Here is a 19245-nt window from a genome sequence, read left to right on the forward strand (position 1 = left end):
GATATTTATTTTGAAATAATATATCCGACATCTACTCCATCTCCCCCAATTGTTCAATTAATTTTTTTTGTTCGCGGGACAAATGCTTCGGGACCTTCACTAAAACCTCTACCAACTGATCCCCCCTTCCGCCGCCGTGCAGCGCCGGGATTCCTTTATCATTTAATTTAAAAATTTGGCCGCCTTGGGTTCCGGCCGGTATCTTTAAACTGACACGCCCTTCAATTGTCTCGATGTCAGTGCTCCCGCCCAGTGCGGCAAGCGTAAACGAAATATGCTCGTGCGAAATAATGTTCAGCCCGTCGCGCTTAAACCGCGCGTCCGGCCGCACGCGCACATGCACATACAGGTCGCCGGCACGTCCGCCCCAGGCGCCTCGTTCGCCCTGGCCGGAAAGCTTGATTACTTCGCCGTTATCAATGCCGGCCGGTATTTTTATTTTCAGCTGCCGGCTCTGTTTGGTCGCGCCGATTCCGCCGCATTCGCGACACGGTTTTTCCGGACGCTTGCCTTCGCCGTGGCATTCACGGCAGACCGCGGTGGATTGGAAGCTCCCGAACACCGTGCGTTGCACCGTCTGTACCTGGCCGCTCCCCCCGCACGTCGCGCAGGAAATAATCTTTGTGCCCGGCTCGGCGCCGTTGCCCTGGCAATGCCGGCAACTATCGCTCTTGTATAAATTCAAAATCTTCTCGGCTCCGAAAACCGTTTCCGAAAAATCAATGTCTGCATCAACTTCGATATCCGCGCCGCGCGCCCGGCCCGACCGGCGCCTTGTTCCGCCGCCCATGCCGCCGAACAAATCTCCCAGAATATCGCCGAGGTCGCCGACATTGCCGAAATCAAAACCCGCGCCGCCTCCGAACGGTCCGCCAAAACCCTGCCCGAATCCCGGACCGGCCTGGTCAAAAGTCGTGCCGAACTGATCATACTGGCGCCGTTTTTCCGGGTTGCCGAGCACCTGAAAGGCTTCGTTAAGCTCCTTGAATTTGGCTTCATCCCCGCCCGCCTTGTCCGGATGGAATTTATGCGCCAGTTTGCGGAAAGCCTTTTTAATTTCTTCCGGCGACGCGCTTCTGTCCACGTCCAATATTTTGTAATAATCTTTTGCCATTGAATTATTCAATCATCATTTCTTTATATTTTTTTGAATCAATCAGTTTTCTGATTTGATTCGCGATATACTCATCCGTGCTGTCCGCAAGCGTGAGATACATTTCCCGAACTTCGTGGTTCCAGCGCGGCAGTTTATATTTGTTCGGCGTCAGCGGCCATGAACGCACATTATCAAGCACGTCCGCGCACTTCACCATGCGCGTCCGGTAATCGGTCCCCATGGTCTTTCGGAACTTTTGCATTTTGGACTCGCGATCTTTGACGCGCGTCACGCCGGCGACCAACCTCTTCACCTCGCGGCCGTACCGCATGCCGATTTCCGCGATCTTAACCGGCGTGTCTTCCACCACGTCATGCAAAAGCGCGGCCTGTATCATTTCCGGGTCATAGATACCGCGCTCGCCCATCAGGATGTTTGCCGCGCGGACCGGATGGATAATATACGGAATCTTTTCATCGCGCTCCTGGCCGCGGTGCATTTTTTTCGCGAATTCAAATGCCTCAATCACCCGTTTCCGGTCGCTGTCCGAAAATTTTTTAATCAATTTTTTGAATTTTTGATAATTCGCGTTCAGGCTGATGAATTGTGAGAGTATCACATTCCTCCTTTTTTATTTATTTTTTATCGTTGTCGTCTTTTTTAACATCCTCAAATTCGCCTTCAATCGGGCCCTTTTTCTCTTCGGCCGGTCCGGCTTGCGGTGCGGCCTGCTGATTTTGGTACATTGCCGCTCCGACTTTCTGCGCCGCGGCTGAGAGCTCTTCGGCGGCTTTCTTGATTGCCTCAAGATCATCGCCGTCTTTTACTTTTTTCAAAGCCTCAATTTTTGCCTCAACATCCTTGCGGTCTGCCTCGGAAACCTTGTCGCCCGCGTCTTTGAGCATCTTCTCGGCCGTGTACGCCATGGTATCGGCCATATTCTTGGTTTCAATAATGTCTTTTTTCTTTTTATCCTCATCGGCATGCGACTCGGCATCCTTTTTCATTTTCTCAACCTCGTCCTTGGATAATCCGGACGATGCCGTGATGGTAATTTTCTGCTCTTTTCCGGTCGCCTTATCCTTGGCCGAAACATTGAGAATGCCGTTCGCGTCAATATCAAATTTCACCTCAACCTGCGGCACGCCCCGGGGCGCCGGCGGAATGCCGGATAATATAAATCTTCCGAGCGTCTTACTGTCAGCCGCCATTTCGCGTTCGCCCTGGAGCACGTGTATTTCAACTGAAGTCTGGCTGTCCGCCGCGGTTGAAAAAATCTGCGACTTTGAAGTCGGAATAGTGGTATTGCGCTCAATGAGCCGCGTCATCACTCCGCCGAGCGTCTCAATGCCGAGCGAAAGCGGCGTCACGTCCAGGAGCAGAACATCCTTAACCTCGCCCTGGAGAACGCCGGCCTGCACCCCTGCGCCGACGGCCACAACCTCGTCCGGATTAACGCTGATGTTCGCCTTCTTGCCGAAAAATTCCTCTACCCTTTTAAGCACGAGCGGCATGCGCGTCATGCCCCCCACGAGCACCACTTCTTCAATCTCGCTGGTTTTAAGGCCCGCGTCCGCAAGCGCCCGTCGGCAGGGTTCAAGAGTTTTTTCCACCAGATCCCCGACCAGCTCCTCGAGCTTGGCGCGGTTCATTTTCATAACCAGATGCTTGGGGCCGGATGCGTCGGAGGTAATAAACGGCTGGTTGATTTCCGTATCCTGCGCGGATGAAAGTTCAATCTTGGCTTTTTCCGCGGCTTCTTTGATGCGCTGAAGCGCGAGCGGATCCTTGCCCAGATCAATTCCGGATTCTTTTTTGAATTCCGCGAGTATCCACTCAATAATCACCTGGTCAAAATCATCGCCGCCGAGATGCGTGTCGCCGTTGGTTGATTTTACCTCAACCGTGTCCTCGGCCACGTCCAGAACCGAAATATCAAAAGTACCGCCGCCCAGATCATAAACCGCGATCTGCTGGCCCTTTTTCTGGTCAAATCCGTAAGCCAGGGCCGCGGCCGTCGGTTCGTTGATGATACGGCGGACTTTAAGCCCGGCGATTTCACCGGCATCCTTGGTCGCCTGGCGCTGGGAATCGTCAAAATAAGCCGGCACCGTAATAACCGCTTCTTCAATCTTTTCCCCGATCCTGGCTTCGGCGTCGGCTTTGAGTTTCTGCAAAATCATTGCCGAGACTTCCTGCGGCGTGTATTCCTTTCCGTTCATTTCCACCTTCACGCCCTCGCCGGATTTTACTATTTTAAACGGCATATGCTTCAGGTCGCGCTGGACTTCCGCGTCGTCAAAACGCCGGCCGATCAGCCGTTTCACCGAGTAGATCGTATTTTGCGGATTGGTCACCGCCTGCCGCTTCGCGAGCTGGCCGACAATGCGCTCGCCGCTTTTTGAAATCGCGACGACCGACGGCGTGGTGCGGTTGCCTTCCGCGTTTTCCAGCACTTTTGGTTTTCCCCCTTCAATGATTGACATGCACGAATTGGTCGTGCCAAGATCGATTCCTAAAATTTTTGGCATAATTTCTGTAAATTATTATTTTTTTACTTGAATTTTAACGGCCTTGGATTTTACCTTGACGGTTTTCGGGACAGATATCATGAGCATGCCGTTTGCCATTTGCGCGCTCGCCTTCTCTCCGATCACCGCGGTGGGCAGAGGCAGTGAGCGGTAGAACGAACCGGTCCGAATTTCTTTGCGATAATAATCTTTTTCTTCTACCTCGGTTTTTTTATCCATTTTTCCCTGAACAGTGAGCACGTTCCCTTTTACCGAAATATCAACCTTTTGCGGACTGACCCCGGCCAGCGGAATCTTGATCTCAACCGTGGTATTTGTTTCATAAATATCAGCCGGAGGAACAATCGGAGAGACGGCCATTTTTTCTACATCCTCCATCGGCCATAACGGCGACCATGGAATTAATGACATATTGTTACTTTTTATTAATAATTACTTTTGCGGCGCGAATTAATACTCCGCGCAGTTTATAGGCGCAAACGATTGTCTCCAGCACCTCGTCCTCTTCCCGGCCGTCTTCGCTTCTCTGCCCGACCGCCTCCATAAACGCGGGATCGAACTTGCCGGTAATTTCAACCTTTTCGAGCCCGGCCTGGTAGAGCGCGTCCCGCATCTGGCGGTAAATGCCGTCAATCCCCTCAACCCATTTGCCGGCTTCGGAATCCGCCGCGGGCTGGTGTTCTTTGGCTTTTTCAAAATTATCCAGCACCGGCAGGAGCGACAGAATTATTTCCTTATTCGCATATTTAAAAATCTCAATGCGCTCTTTGGCGGTTTCCTTCTGCAGATTGTCATAATCCGCGCGCGCCCGCTTCCAGCCGGCAAGATATTCTTCCGCCTGTTTCCGGAGCGCCTCGCAGTCGCATTTATTTTTTTCTTCCATATATTATATCTAGATAAATTTATCCTAATTTACTGCCATTGGGTACACTTTTGTCCGGGACAGCCAGGACAACGGACCCATCTTCTCTATAAAATCCCGAGCAAAGAAATTCTGAATTAAACGGTCCGATCTGTTTTGCCGGAAAATTAACCACGCCAATTATTTGTTTATTCATTAAATCTTCTTTGCGATACAGATCCGTAATTCTGGCGCTTGATTGCCTGATGCCGATTTCTGAACCAAAATCAGCCGTTAATTTATAGGCCGGTTTTTTTGCTTCGGGAAAATCCTGCACATCAATTATCGTGCCCACCCGCAACTCCACTTTTTCGAATTCATTCCATGTTATTGGTTCCATAGTGTTCGCTATAATGTATTTTTTCTATATAATGCCCTTCTAAGCTAACTTCTCATTCCAACCAATTTTTCGACAATTGAAACATTCGTCTCCTAGAGAATTAAATATACTAGATGTAGATATTGGCGAATCGAGATAGTATGTTCCGCATGCACTACAGGGCTTAATCAAAGATTGACTAGCTGTCAAAGTATATTTATCAGTCGAACAGATATCGTCGAATATGCCTGATATAGACGGACAATGCAAGCGATTGTTGGAATATACTATTTCCCCAGATTCGTTAATATGTATATGCGGGGCAAGGACTCCCCTAGCTACACCGACGCTTCTTTCTTCTTCGAGGGCCCGCTTCTTTACTACCCGCTTATTAGTAAAATTATTTATGAATTTACCCAATGTAGTAAAAAATGTTAATTCCTTTTTGGTTTTTTCGCTCCATTCACGGATCAAAAACTCATTAATTTTTTCATTCTCAATCTCGCTCGCAAAATCTCTATCACCTGAAATAATTGTTAAATCTTGATCAGTGAGATATTCTAGGACGGTTTCCCATATTATTGCATCGCCAAAAGATTTATTATTTTTCCTAGGTGGATTTCCTTTTAAAGTTCTATAATATGCTCGTTCAGTGACTCTATTATTATCGAGTAATATCGTTGCTTTGGAAAAAATTTTTTTAATTTTACGATTTATCAAGCTCCTTGGATTGGAAATCCTTGTGTTATATTCTTTTAAAATCTCCTCCTGTATTTTATGCAATTTTTTTAAAGTTTTTATCCAAACATCAATTTTTTTATATGATTTCAGAAATTGAGGAGCTTTCGTATTTATACTAAATTTTTTTAATTTTTCAGAAAAATCTTTCGTAACGGCAATCTTATCGCGATAAAATTCATCTACGACCTGCGCGGGGATACAAAGTTCAATCTTTCTTGAAATTATAAGATCTAAGAGCTTTTCTAGGCCCACTAGAGATTGCTCAGACATTCGATAATAATTTAAAAAAATGTTCGTGTCGATTAATACTCTTTTCATAAATATAAATTGAAGGTTTACAATTATGCACAACTATATGCTGTCAATCACTTCTTTGGTCTGCCGGACCAAAGAATAGTTTTTATTATAATCCATGCGCAGCGGCCCGAGCAATGCCAGCACCCCGGGCTCGCGGTCCGCGTATTTGTATTTGGCGATGACCAGGCTGGTCTGCGGACCGAACGGATTATTCGTCCCGACCAGAATCTGCGCCTCCTCGTTTACATTATCAAAAATCATGGAAAGCGTATCATCCAGCCGGTCAAGCATGGCCGTCAGGTTGAACGCCTGCGAATATTCCTGAAATTCCGGGTGGCGGAAAAGGTTGGAAAGCCCGGTGTAATACGCGTGATTGAATTTGAAACCCACGATCATCGCTTCTCCGGAAATTTGGGCCAGGAGCTTGGCGACCTGCTTGATCGCCTGTTCGTAAATTGAGCTTTTGAGCATCTCCTGAACCACATTCTGGAATTTGACGCTTTTTTCGTATTGTAAAAATTCCTTAACAAAAAAATCATACGCTTTTTCACTGGGCACGCGGCCGGCCGAGGTGTGCGGCTTGATGAGATAGCCGCTCTTCTCCAGCTCCGACATTTCGGCGCGCGCCGTGGCTGAACTCATTTTCAGCTTGTATTTATCAACCAGATTGCCCGAACCGACCGGTTCGGCGCTCTCAATGAAATCGCGTATAATTAAGCCCAATAATTGTTTTTGTCTTGCGGTGAGCATACCATTGGCAGTCACATTAAACGACTGCTAATGGCATTATAATAAAAATAAAAATCATTGTCAACAGCCGGCGGCCTACTCAAACCGTAATGCCGCGATGGGCTCAAGACGGCTCGCGCGCCGGGCCGGATAAATGCCGAATATCAAACCAACGGCCGCGGAAAAACCCACGGCCAGCAGAATTCCGCCGGCTGACAGCTGAAAATCCCACCCGAATCCCTGGCTCGAGGCCGCAAGCGCGATTGCAAATGAAATAAGATTTCCCACGATTATGCCGACTGCCCCGGCGATCAGGCTGATAATCAGCGACTCCCACAAAAATTGCGCCATTATATCCGAACCGCGCGCGCCCATTGCCTTGCGCAGGCCGATTTCACCGGTGCGCTCGGTTACCGACACGTACATAATATTCATAATTCCCACTCCGCCGACAATAAGAGAAATTGAAACCAGGGCAAGCAAAAGAATGGTTAAGCCGTTGAACACGACGTCCATCATCTCCGTCGCCTGCTCCATGCTCATCACCGCAAAATCATCATCCATATCGTTTGTCGTGCCGTGGCGCTCGCGCATGACCGCCCGCATCTCCTCCACCGTGCGGTCGCCCTGCGAGGGGTCATTCATCTGCGCGAAAATAAAAACTACGTGGTCGATGCCCATAATTTTTTTCTGCAGCGTGCGCACCGGGAGATAAACCATCTTATCCCAGTTAAAAAACATAATCGAGCCCCGCGGCTTCATCACTCCGACCACCCGATAATTAGTCTTGCTGATTTTGATTGATTGCCCGATCGCGTCTCCCTGGCCGAACAGTTTATCCTTGACCTCGCTCCCCAGCACTACCACGCGCGCCAGTGATTTGTCTTCTTCATCGGTAAAGAACCGCCCCTCGGAAATTTCACCCTTGTCAATCGCGTCAAAAGAAGCCGATACTCCGAAAAGCATGGATTTGGTAATTTCCCCGCGATACGACAGCAGCTCCTGGGACATCAGGCCGGAATACGCATCCTTGATATTCGGCAATTTTAAAATCTCTTCCGCGTCTTCAAGCGTCAGCGTGGTAACGCTCACGCCGCCGACAAAACCCGAGGCGTTTTCCGCCGAGGTATGCCCGGTATTCGGAGTTTTTACCTCAATCTCAATGGTATTGCTGCCAAAAACCGCAACCTGATCCATCACATACTGTTTGAGCCCGTTGCCCGCGGAAATAACCACAATCACTGCCGTAATTCCGATGACAACTCCAAGAAGCGTCAGGACGGTCCTTGACTTGTTTGACTTCAGATTGCGGATAGCGATGCCGATTGATGCGCCCCTTGAGAGCATAGGGAAATATTATTTATTCGTAGCGCAGGGCGACGATGGGATCAAATTTAGCCGCCTTGCGCGCCGGATATATGCCGAAAACCAAACCGATTACAATGGAAACGCCGCAGGCAACCGCGACGGATAACGGCGACACGAGCAAATCCCAGTCGTATCCGAGCGCCCGGACAATCACCGCGACAAGGACCGAGACTGCCGCTCCGGCCACGGTTCCGGCAAGCCCGCCGATCAGGGTAAAAAACACCGACTCAAGCAAAAACTGCATCATGATATCGTGATTCTTCGCGCCCATTGCCTTACGGATGCCAATTTCATGAATGCGCTCGCGCACCGCGACAAGCATGGTATTCATAATTCCGATTCCGCCGACCAATAGAGCGATTCCAGCAATCGCTGCCAAGAAAAATTTCAATGAATCAGTGACGCCGCTGAGCGCATCCAGCCCCTGCTTCAAGGAACTCACTGTAAAATCATCCTGTTTTGGATCCGTAATATCGTGGCGTTCGCGCAGAATGGACTTAATATCCTCAACCGACTGGTCTAAATTCGCTTCGTCATCAACCTTGGCGCGCAAAAGTGAAATATGGTTAATGCCAAGCACGTTTTTCTGCACCGTGGTTACCGGAAGATAAACCCGGGTATCGTAGTTCGTAAATCCGCTTACCCCTCTTTTTTCCATCACGCCAATGACCCGGAATGTCTTTTTTTTGAACTTTATTTTTTCTCCGATGGGATCCGTGTCGCCAAAAAGCTGGGTTTTTACTTCGCTCCCGAGCACCGCGACCTGGGCCAGCGATTTCTCATCGCCCTCGGAGAACCATTGGCCTTCGGCTACTGAATAGTCCTCCACATCGAGATACTGGTATGAAACGCCCATAAAATTTCCGTCATACTTATCACCCTCCCAAGTAAATGTCGCGACTCCCTGAACGATCGGGGTTATGGCCGTAATATGCGGCGCCCGCACCGGATCAAGGAGGGCAAAAGCGTCATCGTACGTAAGCGTGGTAATCATAATACCCATAACCGCGACCGGTGGACCCTCTTCTTCCGTGCCGCCCGGCAAGATGCCGATGAGATTCGTACCCGCGCTTTTTATCTGGTTTAAAATCAGGCTCTGCGCACCGGCGCCGACCGAGATAACCAAGATTACCGCGGCAACGCCGATGATTATTCCAAGCATAGTCAAAAAAGCCCGCATCTTGCTTTGGCGGACTATGTTCAGCACAATTTTTACCGGTCCGGTAATGAACATATCCTATTTTTGTAACTCACCGTCGTGCGCGCTGTGGCGGACTTCCACCCGAGTATCCGACGTCACCTGCCCGTCGCGCAAATAAATAATTCTTTCCGCGTGTTCGGCCGTGTATTTTTCGTGCGTCACCAGAATAATCGTCTTTCCCTGATTATTAAAATTTTCCAGAATCTCCATAATCTGCTGGCCGGATTTTGAATCAAGGTTGCCGGTCGGCTCATCGGCAAATACCACCGAGGGCTGATTGACAATCGCGCGCGCGATCGCCACCCTTTGCTTTTCGCCGCCGGAAAGCTGGCTCGAAAGATGATCGATGCGGTGCTCAAGGCCGACCGCTTTTATCGCTTCGCGCACCATGGTGTCTTTTTCTTTCGCCGAAAAACGCGTGTAAATCATGGGCAGCATCACGTTGTCATAAACGCTCGTACGCGGCAGAAGAAAAAATGCCTGAAAGATAAAACCTACTTCGTTGTTTCTCATTTCCGCAAGCTCGTCATTCGAAAGTTTGCTCACGTCACGCCCGTTGAACGTATAGGTACCAACGGTCGGACGATCAAGAAATCCCAGTATATGCATTAGTGTGGATTTGCCCGAACCGGACGGCCCCATTATAGCAACAAATTCGCCTTTCTTAATATCAAAAGTGATCCCGTGCAAAACGCTGGTGATCACTTCTTCATTGACGTAATCTTTCGCAATTTTTTCTACGCGTATAAGCGGAAAATCTTCCATAGGCAAATTTTTTTACTCCTTCACGGCTATAATGATCTCATCGCTCTCCGCGGCGCCGCTCAAGAGCTCCACGAGTCCACCGTCGCCGCGCAATCCGATTACCGGCTCGCGCTCTTCGAAGGAATCGCCTTTCTTGACGCGGATAATTTTACGACCGTCTTTTGTAATCACGCTTCTCTGGGGGATAATCAAAACTCCGGTCCTTTCGTCGGTCTTTATCACCACGTCCGCCGTCATTCCGTTCTTCACCGCCTGCTCGGCTGTAAAATGAATATTTATTTTCACGCGGTAATAAACCACGTCCTGAATTACGGTTTCGGCCGGATCAATCTCCGAGACCTCGCCGCTGAACACGGTTTCGTCGCCGTAAGCATCAAGCGTGATCTCCGCCGAATCGTTGACATTAATTTTGACGATATCGGTTTCCGAAATGTCTACATTGACTTCAAAAATATCGGTTGAAAGCATTTCAATAACCCCGCCCACCGCTGCGGCCGATACTTGTTCGCCGACTTCGAAATTTATTTTAGTGATGAGGCCCCTGGATGGCGCGACGATACGCGACTTTTCGAAACGATTAAGGCTTAGATTATAAGCCGCCTCGGCATTCTTAACCTGCGCCTGAAGCGGGGCCAAATCAACCGCGCGCGGATCCGCTGTCTTGAGGGACAGTGCCGCTTTGGCCGCATCTAAGGCCGCCTTCTGGATATCGCGCGACGCCGAAGCCGAGTCCACCGCGCTTTCGTAAGCGTCTATTGAGGTGCTAGCCGAATTCTGCGACGATTCCAGGTCCTTGACCGCCTGATCATACGCGTCACGCGCTGCGGTCAAATAAAGCTCCGCGCTCTTTAGTGACGCCGTATTTGAAGTTTCAAGATTCTGAATCGTCTGTTTCTGCGTCAGTAAACTGGTAAGCTGGGCGTTTACAGCCGATAGATCCGTATCTATGGTGGTTTTTTTAGTATTAAGCGCTGTTAATGTCAAATCCGATCCAGTGATCGTATTATCCAGCACCAACCGCGTTGCCGAGAGCGCCTGATGCACCTCGTTAAGCGCGTCCTCGGTTACGCTAACCGCATCCCAGATCGCCGCCTGCTCCGAGGAGGTCGTAAGGGGGTTAACTGCGTTATACGCGGCTAGCTTCTCCACCTTCGCATCGCGGTAATCATTTTGCGCTGTGGTTAGTGCCTCGGAATTTAAAACCGAGAGATACCTCTTAAAAAGCTCATTCGCCGAAGTGTCATCTACGGCGAGGGTGTTGTCCATGTCCGAAAGCGATGTCGCCATGGACGAAAGCGCGTCCTTTAAAATAACGACCGTATCCTCATACGCGTCGTTCTCGTTTTCCACACTCTGCGCGAGTGTATTGTCATAAGTTGCCTGGCGTATGGCAAGAGTATTTTCCGCGGCCGCGAGAGTGAGCCCGGACGTATCAACCGAATCGCCGGTCGTTGTCTTTGCGTTAGTTAAATCCTGCCGAGCCTTGCTCAAAGCCACTTCCGCGCTCCGAAGCGATGCCTCGGCCTTTGCCACATCCGCGCTTGAAACCTGGACCGACTGTGAAGACTCGCCGACAATCTTGAGATTCAAATTTGCCTGCGCCAGATCAAGCGTTGCCTTGGCCTGATCCAGCTGATACTGAAGCTCTTTGTTATCCAGCTCGGCTAGAACCTGTCCTTTTTCCACCGTATCACCAACCTCCACCGTGGTACTCGCAAGCGTGCCGCTGGATTCAAATGAAAGCTGCACCTCGGCAAGCGCCTTCACGGTTCCGGTCGCGTCCACGGTCTGTATCAAATTACCGCGATAAACCCTCACGGTATCGTATTCCGCTGCCTTCTCACTAAACCAAAATACGCGCGCCAAACCGGCGGCCGCAATTAACAAAACAATGGCAATCCCAATAATATATCGCTTTTTTATCTTTCCCGATGCCATATTATGATAATTGTACAGTAAATCTTTGCATATGTAAATCGTAATTGAACATAAATAAAAAATGACCCGCCGTCGGGTCATTTTAAATAAAAATTAATAGGAAAGCAGGGGTATGAGCACTCCGTAGATAATGCCAAAAATCAAATTCAAACTAATTTTTTCAATTACCATTCCTCTCTTGCGCGTCAGAACCGCGAGAAATGTAAAAAGCAGAACAAACGCGCCGGCCACGGCCATAAAATGAGTTTTAGCGTCCGCGCCGTACTGCGAAATCATATATCTAAAAACCAGCGCCGCGCCGAGTGCGAAAACAATATTCGCGCCTACCGCAAATATTACGCCCCAGATGCGCACGCGCTCCGACGTCGCGGCCTGCATACCTGCCACCTGGCCCCGGAAAAAATCCGATATCCGGACCGACCGAATCAAAACCAGCGCCACGCACAGAAGCGTGGCCACAAGAAACGCGATCGCTGATGCGAAAAATGGATTCATAGCACGAATAATATATCAAATAATCGCATATTTGGCAACCGATCAGGAACGTCCGCACATTGACAAAAATTCGCAAATATGCTACCGTTGTCAATGACAGGGCGCTCCTCGTCGTGTCGCTCCGGTGGGGCACGGGAATGCTTCGCTTCCGCCCTTCACCAATCCCCCGAGGGCTCGGGCGGATGAAGTGAAACGGAACATTAATGTCTTCTTTCGCCTTCCCCTAACTAGCTCACCGTTTGAACGGTCGAGCAAAGCACAGGGATAGTGTTCGACGAACCTACCCTAAAGAGGTGCGGGCGTCCGGACATGAAAAGCGAGAGCTGACGTTCAAGCGTTCCCGTGTTCCCACCGTGTTAAAATGATCTCTCCCTGGTCTCCCCAGAGACTGGAAAAACAGTGAATGACGATACCGGCTTGGGAGTGCCCGTACTCGCGCATGTGGCTTGCAGCCCAGTCGCGATCTCTCAGTCTCCTACTGAGTGCGCGGGCGCTTAGTGTATCGGCTTAACCATCAGGCTTTCTTCGCGCATGTGGCTTGCAGCCCAGTCGCGATCTCTCAGTCCTACTGAGTGCGCCTGATCCGATACGCCTAACTCATATCACTTCGTCTTTCGCTCTTATGACCACCCCTTGGTGGTCCTTTTTTATATTAAAATATCAAAAATAAAACCGGCCTTTGAGCAAGGACCGGCGAGAAATCTATCGCGACCGCCATTCAATGAGCTTAAAGACGACCAGGTGCGCCAAAGGAGCTGAAAGGACTACGATCACCACCTGCTGCCATTCGGAAATCTGAAGATACGCCTCCATGCTACCTCCTTGCGTTACTTGCTGCAATGATAAGGCCGGTGAGAAAAAGCGCTATGTAGGTATCTCGTCCGGCGGCTGGTATTTGAAGGCCGTACCTGCCTTTTCGCATCTCGCGGCCTCCTCCCAAATCGCGTCGAAGTTCATGGGAATATCCCTTAATTTCTCAGTTGTACCGACCGGACTCCCATCGTATTCGACGACGAGTCCATTCTCCTCGGCGAACTTCGCCAAATCAAGGTTGTTTCGTTTTATCTTATCTCCCACGTGGCATCTCCTTTTCTTGATTAAAAGACCTAAATTAATATTATCATAATGTATAAAAAAATAAAACCGGCCCCAAGATGAGACCGGCAGTCAACATTAAATAATTAATATCAACTCTATTTGACTCCCTGCCATATCGGAATGTATAATTTTCACAAAGGAGGATGCGCAATGACAGAAGAACTTTTAACAATCGCCGCTATTTATGTTTCCTTAATCTCGCTACTGCTGATGGCATGCAAAATATACCCTGGGAGAAAGCGGAAGAATTTTTATCGGCAGTTGTTTCAACCGCTTCATGCCGAATCGAGCGACCGTCAGCCGGAACCGGTTGATTACGAGGCAATTCGCCGAGAAAGGCTTGAAGCCGGCTGGCAAGAAATCGAACCTGGATATTTCATATATCCTCATATAATTGCGTTCTGTAATGATGGCACAACGATGGAGCTAGCTCTCAACCAATTACCACCAATTCGGAAATTATCCGAACGGGAGGAAAACTATGCCTAACCGCAAACCGCTGTCCAGGGAGGAAGCTGATAACATGACTCAACGGGGCCGCTTTTCCTGCGATCCCTACGACTCACAGCCAACCCTGGAACAGCTGGCAAAGGCAAGGGCAACCGTCTCCCTGGCGCTTCAAGGCAAACTAACGCCGGGCAAGGGCTTCATCGGCAGTCCGATCGAAGAGACAGGGCTAGCACATCTACGAAAAATGCATCGCACTTCCCGCTGACCGCGGCCCATCTCGCTTGAGGTGGGCCCATTTTTATTTTACTCGCATTAAACAAAAAACGGGCATTACGCCCGTTTTTAAGATTGGCAATTTGAATTAAAACTTGAACACATCGGCAAACTTGCCAACGATTGGCAATGGCTCTTGTTTCCCATTGACGGCATTAATAATACCGAGGATCAATAAAACCAAGGTGCCTAAGCTCAGAATCCAACTAACGGTAAACCAGAAATAAAACGGGATTATCCAGCCAATCACATTGATTAAAACTACAAGCAGAAACAATACCAAACCCTGTTTAACATGATACTTCACGAACGGATCTTTGCGAGCATCGCCGGTTAGGAGTGGAACAAAAAATAAAATATACGCGATGGCAGCCATTGTAGTATTTTTATTTCCGCCACTCATTGGGGCATCCTGCGCCATATAGATGAAATTAAAAAATTAAAACTATTGAGCAATCTTCGTGATATTGACACTCACATCCTGCCCATCAACCTCAAAGCCAACGGAATATGAATAAGTCTCCATATCGCCAGCCATTATCATGGCAGTTTTGTCATCAATACTGCTTTGAATAATCTCCAGACCCTTGTCTTTAATTACCTCATTGAGCGCACTCAAATCAGCCCCAGTCGCCAAGCGTGAGATTTTAAATTCCATTATGGAAAAAACTGCGCCTTCGGAATCATACACGCTCGAAGAAACGGCAGTTAATTTAACATCCCCAAAAACTTTCTCCAAATCTTTTTTGGCTTCTTCAGCCGCAGATCGTGAATTATCATCGTAAATCTCGGCTTCCTCTGCCTCGTTATACCTGTCTTTCGGCGTTTTGGCTGCCTCTCGGGCCTCTTCGGCCGCTTGCTCCGCTTCACTCTCAGCCTCTTCTTTGGCAATTTCCTGCGCTATTTGTTCGGATAAATCGCCTCCGCCAGTAATTTTGCCCAGCAATCCGCCCATGCCCGTATTCACCCCATATATCTCTTGTAGGATTTGATTTGCCATCCTCTGTTGGCGCCAGCGATTATAACCGTAATATAAACCGCCCGCTACCACCAGCACCGCCAATACAATAATAATAACTGTAATTGTTTTTTTATTGCTCGTAGTTGTTTTTGTAGTGGTTTTAGTATCCATAGATTTAATATTTAGTAAAATAATAAAATTCTTTTCTCCGACCTTTATTATTCCTTCGCCGAAAATTTAATATAAGTTAATCCTATCAATTAAACCATTGATAATAATTTTTAAAAGGCTTTGAAAAAAAACGGGATTCATGATGTAAACCGCGGTTAAGGATCCGATACAGATGACTACCGATAGCCACTTGGTATAAACACCGGCCGTGCGAAAAAACAAAACCACTGATAAAATCGCGGTTAAAATCGGACCAAAGATTTTAATATCACCCAGGGGCAAATAATATCCACCAATATACTTACTCTCTTCACCGAAAAAATTAGCCAAATCAAAATTTACCCTAAAAATTATTAAAATTGCCTCCAGGACTAAAATAATCAACAGGGCAATTGCAGAATATCTGGTAGTTGCGCCCTCTTGCGTACGATAAATTTCATAAATGACAACCGGCATGAGACCGATTATGATCCACAAAGGATTGAAGTAAAAGAAAGCCATAATTGCCATCACGACGGTAACTATGGTTAGGATCGTGCAATATAGGGGAGCATTTTTTGTAGGTTTGGCCATAAAATTATTATTAGTATTATAACATTTTACGCAAACCGATGCAAAATACTAAAAGCGGCCTCTCTGGCCGCCTATTTATAAACTAAAAAATGAATTTCATATTTCTTGGTAGCCTCAAGGGGAATCGAACCCCTGTTCCATCCTTGAGAGGGATGTGTCCTAACCGTTAGACGATGAGGCCGTTGATAAACCATCCTACTGCAAAATACTATTTTTTTCAATACTGCCTGACTTCTATCTTATTTCAGCCAGGTTTCGTCCTGACGACAAAGCAGGTCCGCGGCCCGCAAGGGTTCGGCCATAAGCTCTTTCACCACATGCTCCATGCGCATGCCCTGCGAACCCTTCATGAGCAGCAGGTCGTTTTCATGAATTTGGTCCTGCAAAAATCTTCCGGCCTCGGGCGATGAGTTGAAATAATAAATATGGTCTTCCGGAATGCCAGCCGCGATTGCGGCCTTGGCAATATCCCTGGCGCGCTCCCCGACTGTCACCAAAAAATCAATTCCCAGATCCCCAACACGTTTTCCCACATCCGCATGCCCTTTTTCCGTAAAATTGCCGAGTTCGAGCATATCCCCGAGTACGGCCCAACGCCGGCCGGATTCGAATATCTCCAGTTCGGCAAGAGTATTGACCGCCGAGAGCGTGGCAAGCGGGGATGCGTTATAGGTGTCATCGATTAACCATGTATTCTTGATGCCCTTAACCACCCTCATGCGTCCGCGCGGGGCCTGATAATTTCTGAGCGCTTGGGCGATATCAACCATATTCATACCGAAATGAACTCCGACCGCCGCGCCAACCAGCGCCGCATACGCGTGGGCTCGTCCGAGCACGGCCGGCAGGGTTACCGGCACCGCGTTGCCTCCGTGAATAATTTTGAAATTTACGCCGGAAATTTCCTCTTCCGGGCGCGACGGATCCGGAATAAATTTATTCATCATTTCAATTGCGCGAACATCGGCGCCTTCCTCAAAGCCATAACCCATTACTTTCGCCCGGGTTTCTTCGTGGATATTCCAGACATTAATGTCGTCTCTATTCAATATCGCAAGTTTATCCGGCCCGAGATGCGAAACTACAATCTTTTTCTCCTGAAGAACGCCTTTTATATCTTGAAAAAATTCAACATGCACCGGCGCGATTGATGTAACCACGCCGACATCACAGGGAGCGAGATTGGTCAAATATTTTATGTCACCCGGACGATCCGCGCCCATTTCCAAAACCAATATCTGCGGATAATTTTCATCCCGGAAAATTAAAAGTTCAAATGCTTTCCAAAAAATTCCCAGCCAGCGCAAGACTGATTTTAGCCCCGATGATTCGCCGATAATCGTGAGTGGCAAACCAATTTCATTATTATAATTCTTGATATTGCGGCGAACATTGAATTTGCTGGAGAGGACGACGAAAATCGCCTCCTTTGACGAAGTCTTGCCCATTGAACCCGTAATGCCGATTATCTTGGGCTTATATTTATATAAAATTTGCTTTGACAAAAAGTATAATACTTTCTGAATAATCATTTTCATGAATTTGTCTCTAAATACTTAAATTATCGTTCCGACGGTACCTCCAAGTAGTTTAACAGAAATTTGGCCATTTCGCCAAACAGAGGCGCGGCCGAACTCTCGGCCCACTGCACATCACGCGGATGATCGATTTTGACCAGCATGACAAAGGCCGGATTTTGCGCCGGCGCGAATCCGGCAAACGTACCAATCGTGATGTTTGGATCATACCCCGGCTGACCGTCGCTTCGCGGCACCTGCGCCGTTCCGGTTTTACCGGCCACGTAATATCCGGACACGCCGGCGCGCTGGCCATGACCGTTCTCCACCACCGATACCAGCATGCCGGAAAGCAAAGTCGCAGTTCTGGCTGAAATAACCTGCTCGACCACTTTTGGTTCGCTAATCGTCTCCGAACCGTCGGGAGACACAATCTTATCAATTACGTAGGGTTTGACAAGCTTGCCGCCGTTCGCAATCGCGGCAAACGCGGTCGCGACCTGTAGAGGGGTCGCGGTAATCCCCTGCCCGAAAGAAGCCGTTGCCGCAAAAATATCGCCTCTCTTGTCCAGGCTGGAAATATCGCCCGCCTGTTCGGTCTCAAGTTCAATCTCCGTCATCTGTCCGAATCCAAAATTTTTCACGTACTCCTGAAATTTATCCTTGCCGATTTGCTCCATTGCATATATCGCTCCGGTATTGAGCGATAGCTCCAGGACCTGCGTCATTGTTTGAATACCGTGCGCCTGCTCATCGCTGTTTTTTATTACATGATCGCCGTATTTAATTTCTCCGGCGTCTTCATATGTTGATTTCGGCGTTACTTTATCTTGATCCAGCGCTGCCGCCATGGTAATGGCTTTAAAAACCGAGCCCGGCTCATACGAATTGAATATTGCCGAATTATTAAACGTTGTAATATCCTCTACTTCATTATATTTTCCGGAATCAAAATCCGGCGCCGAACACATGGCAAGAATTTTTCCGTCAGGCCGCATGACAATAATCGAACCGCCGTCGGCCCCGTGCTTTTCAACCGCCGCTTTAAGCCGGCTGCACGCCTGATACTGTATATTCCGGTCGATGGTAAGATAGATGTCATCACCGTCAACCGCGGGCTTGAAACTCCGATCCGCGACCGTAATCCAGCTGCCGGTCGCATCAAGTACTGAATGTAAAAAACCCGGTTCGCCGGCCAATTCGCGATCAAAATATCCTTCAACGCCGTACTTTCCGCTTCTTTCTCCGCCCTCATCCGATCCGACGAATCCGATTAAATGCCCGCCCAATCCATTTTCCGGATAAAACCGCGTGCTTTCTTTAATAAACGCAATTCCTTGAAAATTTAAATCTTTGATTTTTTGCGCCACGTCATCAGTCAAGCCGTGCTGAATTGGCTCATACGGATCGCTCTTGTCGGAAAGGCGCGCCGCAAGCTTGGTTTTCTCCTCGTCACTAAACTGCAATATTCCCTGAAGCCCGTTCAGCACTTCTTCCGGATTATCGATATTCCGCGAATCCGCGTAAAGGAGATTCAGTTCTTCATTGGTTGCGATTATGTATTTATTTTCGCTTAATTCGTCGCCGGCATAAATCGTACCGCGTTCTGGAAAAAGATTTTTATAAATCTCATGCTGGTCCGAAGCAAGCGCGGCATAGAATGAATGCTCGAGCGCCTGCAGAATAAAAAGCTTAGCGCCAATTACGACCGCGAGTATAATAAAAAGAATTTTCAATAATCTCAGCCGTGAGCTGAAAAGAGACGAGATATACCGCTTGTCCTGTTTTTTATAATTTGACCAACTCTGCTTGCTCATAAAA

General features: G+C 48.4%; 21 protein-coding genes and 1 tRNA gene. 2 read left to right on the forward strand and 20 right to left on the reverse strand.

Annotated elements, in window-relative coordinates:
- Window positions 1-31: 31 nt before the first annotated feature.
- The 14 genes from dnaJ to PHW53_04450 form a co-directional block, all read right to left on the reverse strand.
- Complete coding sequence (dnaJ, locus tag PHW53_04385; protein ID MDD4995669.1) at window positions 32-1114, reverse strand: molecular chaperone DnaJ; 1083 nt, start codon at window positions 1112-1114, stop codon at window positions 32-34.
- Window positions 1115-1118: 4 nt separating this feature from the next.
- Complete coding sequence (locus PHW53_04390; protein MDD4995670.1) at window positions 1119-1715, reverse strand: HD domain-containing protein; 597 nt, start codon at window positions 1713-1715, stop codon at window positions 1119-1121.
- A 16-nt stretch (window positions 1716-1731) separates the two neighbouring features.
- On the reverse strand, window positions 1732-3627 hold the full coding sequence (gene dnaK / locus PHW53_04395) for a molecular chaperone DnaK (GenBank protein ID MDD4995671.1): 1896 nt from the start codon (window positions 3625-3627) through the stop codon (window positions 1732-1734).
- A 15-nt stretch (window positions 3628-3642) separates the two neighbouring features.
- Window positions 3643-4038, reverse strand: a complete 396-nt coding sequence (locus PHW53_04400) for an Hsp20/alpha crystallin family protein (protein ID MDD4995672.1) — start codon at window positions 4036-4038, stop codon at window positions 3643-3645.
- Window positions 4039-4042: 4 nt separating this feature from the next.
- Window positions 4043-4510, reverse strand: coding sequence for a nucleotide exchange factor GrpE (locus PHW53_04405; GenBank protein MDD4995673.1), 468 nt, complete (start codon window positions 4508-4510; stop codon window positions 4043-4045).
- A gap of 19 nt (window positions 4511-4529) precedes the next feature.
- Window positions 4530-4868 carry a tRNA-binding protein gene (locus tag PHW53_04410; GenBank protein ID MDD4995674.1) on the reverse strand — a complete coding sequence of 113 codons (339 nt, stop codon included), beginning with the start codon at window positions 4866-4868 and terminating at the stop codon, window positions 4530-4532.
- Window positions 4869-4907: 39 nt separating this feature from the next.
- On the reverse strand, window positions 4908-5906 hold the full coding sequence (locus PHW53_04415) for a PIN domain-containing protein (GenBank protein MDD4995675.1): 999 nt from the start codon (window positions 5904-5906) through the stop codon (window positions 4908-4910).
- A 33-nt stretch (window positions 5907-5939) separates the two neighbouring features.
- Window positions 5940-6635 carry a hypothetical protein gene (locus tag PHW53_04420; GenBank protein MDD4995676.1) on the reverse strand — a complete coding sequence of 232 codons (696 nt, stop codon included), beginning with the start codon at window positions 6633-6635 and terminating at the stop codon, window positions 5940-5942.
- A 75-nt stretch (window positions 6636-6710) separates the two neighbouring features.
- Entirely contained in the window at window positions 6711-7961 is a 1251-nt protein-coding gene (locus PHW53_04425; GenBank protein MDD4995677.1) for an ABC transporter permease, read from the reverse strand.
- A 13-nt stretch (window positions 7962-7974) separates the two neighbouring features.
- Window positions 7975-9216: an ABC transporter permease gene (locus PHW53_04430; protein MDD4995678.1), complete on the reverse strand. Its 1242-nt coding sequence runs from the start codon at window positions 9214-9216 to the stop codon at window positions 7975-7977.
- A gap of 3 nt (window positions 9217-9219) precedes the next feature.
- Complete coding sequence (locus PHW53_04435) at window positions 9220-9948, reverse strand: ABC transporter ATP-binding protein (GenBank protein ID MDD4995679.1); 729 nt, start codon at window positions 9946-9948, stop codon at window positions 9220-9222.
- 12 nt (window positions 9949-9960) lie between these two features.
- The gene (locus PHW53_04440) at window positions 9961-11886 is read right to left on the reverse strand and encodes a biotin/lipoyl-binding protein (protein MDD4995680.1); all 1926 of its coding nucleotides are present in this window, start codon (window positions 11884-11886) and stop codon (window positions 9961-9963) included.
- A 93-nt stretch (window positions 11887-11979) separates the two neighbouring features.
- Window positions 11980-12381, reverse strand: coding sequence for a hypothetical protein (locus PHW53_04445; protein ID MDD4995681.1), 402 nt, complete (start codon window positions 12379-12381; stop codon window positions 11980-11982).
- Between the two features lie 864 nt (window positions 12382-13245).
- Window positions 13246-13458, reverse strand: a complete 213-nt coding sequence (locus tag PHW53_04450) for a hypothetical protein (GenBank protein ID MDD4995682.1) — start codon at window positions 13456-13458, stop codon at window positions 13246-13248.
- A gap of 171 nt (window positions 13459-13629) precedes the next feature.
- On the opposite strand from PHW53_04450, the gene PHW53_04455 reads away from it, so the two are divergent.
- Together PHW53_04455 and PHW53_04460 are read left to right on the forward strand one after the other, a co-directional pair.
- On the forward strand, window positions 13630-13968 hold the full coding sequence (locus PHW53_04455; protein ID MDD4995683.1) for a hypothetical protein: 339 nt from the start codon (window positions 13630-13632) through the stop codon (window positions 13966-13968).
- 34 nt (window positions 13969-14002) lie between these two features.
- Window positions 14003-14194 (forward strand): hypothetical protein, encoded by a 192-nt coding sequence (locus PHW53_04460; GenBank protein ID MDD4995684.1) that lies wholly within the window; start codon window positions 14003-14005, stop codon window positions 14192-14194.
- 96 nt (window positions 14195-14290) lie between these two features.
- Here the strand turns inward: PHW53_04460 and PHW53_04465 are convergent, their stop codons facing one another.
- From PHW53_04465 to PHW53_04490, 6 genes are all read right to left on the reverse strand, one after another.
- Window positions 14291-14623, reverse strand: coding sequence for a hypothetical protein (locus PHW53_04465; protein ID MDD4995685.1), 333 nt, complete (start codon window positions 14621-14623; stop codon window positions 14291-14293).
- A 24-nt stretch (window positions 14624-14647) separates the two neighbouring features.
- Complete coding sequence (locus PHW53_04470) at window positions 14648-15334, reverse strand: hypothetical protein (GenBank protein MDD4995686.1); 687 nt, start codon at window positions 15332-15334, stop codon at window positions 14648-14650.
- Between the two features lie 66 nt (window positions 15335-15400).
- A complete protein-coding gene (locus PHW53_04475; GenBank protein MDD4995687.1) occupies window positions 15401-15835 on the reverse strand; it encodes a hypothetical protein in 435 nt (144 codons plus the stop codon).
- 178 nt (window positions 15836-16013) lie between these two features.
- Window positions 16014-16088, reverse strand: a tRNA-Glu gene (locus PHW53_04480).
- Window positions 16089-16146: 58 nt separating this feature from the next.
- Window positions 16147-17412: a UDP-N-acetylmuramoyl-tripeptide--D-alanyl-D-alanine ligase gene (locus tag PHW53_04485; protein MDD4995688.1), complete on the reverse strand. Its 1266-nt coding sequence runs from the start codon at window positions 17410-17412 to the stop codon at window positions 16147-16149.
- A gap of 56 nt (window positions 17413-17468) precedes the next feature.
- The gene (locus PHW53_04490) at window positions 17469-19241 is read right to left on the reverse strand and encodes a penicillin-binding protein 2 (GenBank protein ID MDD4995689.1); all 1773 of its coding nucleotides are present in this window, start codon (window positions 19239-19241) and stop codon (window positions 17469-17471) included.
- Between the last annotated feature and the right edge of the window lie 4 nt (window positions 19242-19245).

It is taken from the genome of Patescibacteria group bacterium, from assembly GCA_028710985.1.
Taxonomy (GTDB): Bacteria; Patescibacteriota; Patescibacteriia; order JAHJFT01; family JAHJFT01; genus JAQTTB01.

Coding starts and splice junctions, on each gene's coding strand:
- dnaJ (MDD4995669.1), bottom strand. CDS start 1,114: ATGGCAAAAGATTATTACAAAATATTGGACGTGGACAGAAGCGCGTCG.
- dnaK (MDD4995671.1), bottom strand. CDS start 3,627: ATGCCAAAAATTTTAGGAATCGATCTTGGCACGACCAATTCGTGCATG.
- PHW53_04400 (MDD4995672.1), bottom strand. CDS start 4,038: ATGTCATTAATTCCATGGTCGCCGTTATGGCCGATGGAGGATGTAGAA.
- PHW53_04405 (MDD4995673.1), bottom strand. CDS start 4,510: ATGGAAGAAAAAAATAAATGCGACTGCGAGGCGCTCCGGAAACAGGCG.
- PHW53_04410 (MDD4995674.1), bottom strand. CDS start 4,868: ATGGAACCAATAACATGGAATGAATTCGAAAAAGTGGAGTTGCGGGTG.
- PHW53_04415 (MDD4995675.1), bottom strand. CDS start 5,906: ATGAAAAGAGTATTAATCGACACGAACATTTTTTTAAATTATTATCGA.
- PHW53_04420 (MDD4995676.1), bottom strand. CDS start 6,635: ATGCTCACCGCAAGACAAAAACAATTATTGGGCTTAATTATACGCGAT.
- PHW53_04425 (MDD4995677.1), bottom strand. CDS start 7,961: ATGCTCTCAAGGGGCGCATCAATCGGCATCGCTATCCGCAATCTGAAG.
- PHW53_04430 (MDD4995678.1), bottom strand. CDS start 9,216: ATGTTCATTACCGGACCGGTAAAAATTGTGCTGAACATAGTCCGCCAA.
- PHW53_04435 (MDD4995679.1), bottom strand. CDS start 9,948: ATGGAAGATTTTCCGCTTATACGCGTAGAAAAAATTGCGAAAGATTAC.
- PHW53_04440 (MDD4995680.1), bottom strand. CDS start 11,886: ATGGCATCGGGAAAGATAAAAAAGCGATATATTATTGGGATTGCCATT.
- PHW53_04445 (MDD4995681.1), bottom strand. CDS start 12,381: ATGAATCCATTTTTCGCATCAGCGATCGCGTTTCTTGTGGCCACGCTT.
- PHW53_04455 (MDD4995683.1), top strand. CDS start 13,630: ATGACAGAAGAACTTTTAACAATCGCCGCTATTTATGTTTCCTTAATC.
- PHW53_04460 (MDD4995684.1), top strand. CDS start 14,003: ATGACTCAACGGGGCCGCTTTTCCTGCGATCCCTACGACTCACAGCCA.
- PHW53_04465 (MDD4995685.1), bottom strand. CDS start 14,623: ATGGCGCAGGATGCCCCAATGAGTGGCGGAAATAAAAATACTACAATG.
- PHW53_04470 (MDD4995686.1), bottom strand. CDS start 15,334: ATGGATACTAAAACCACTACAAAAACAACTACGAGCAATAAAAAAACA.
- PHW53_04475 (MDD4995687.1), bottom strand. CDS start 15,835: ATGGCTTTCTTTTACTTCAATCCTTTGTGGATCATAATCGGTCTCATG.
- PHW53_04490 (MDD4995689.1), bottom strand. CDS start 19,241: ATGAGCAAGCAGAGTTGGTCAAATTATAAAAAACAGGACAAGCGGTAT.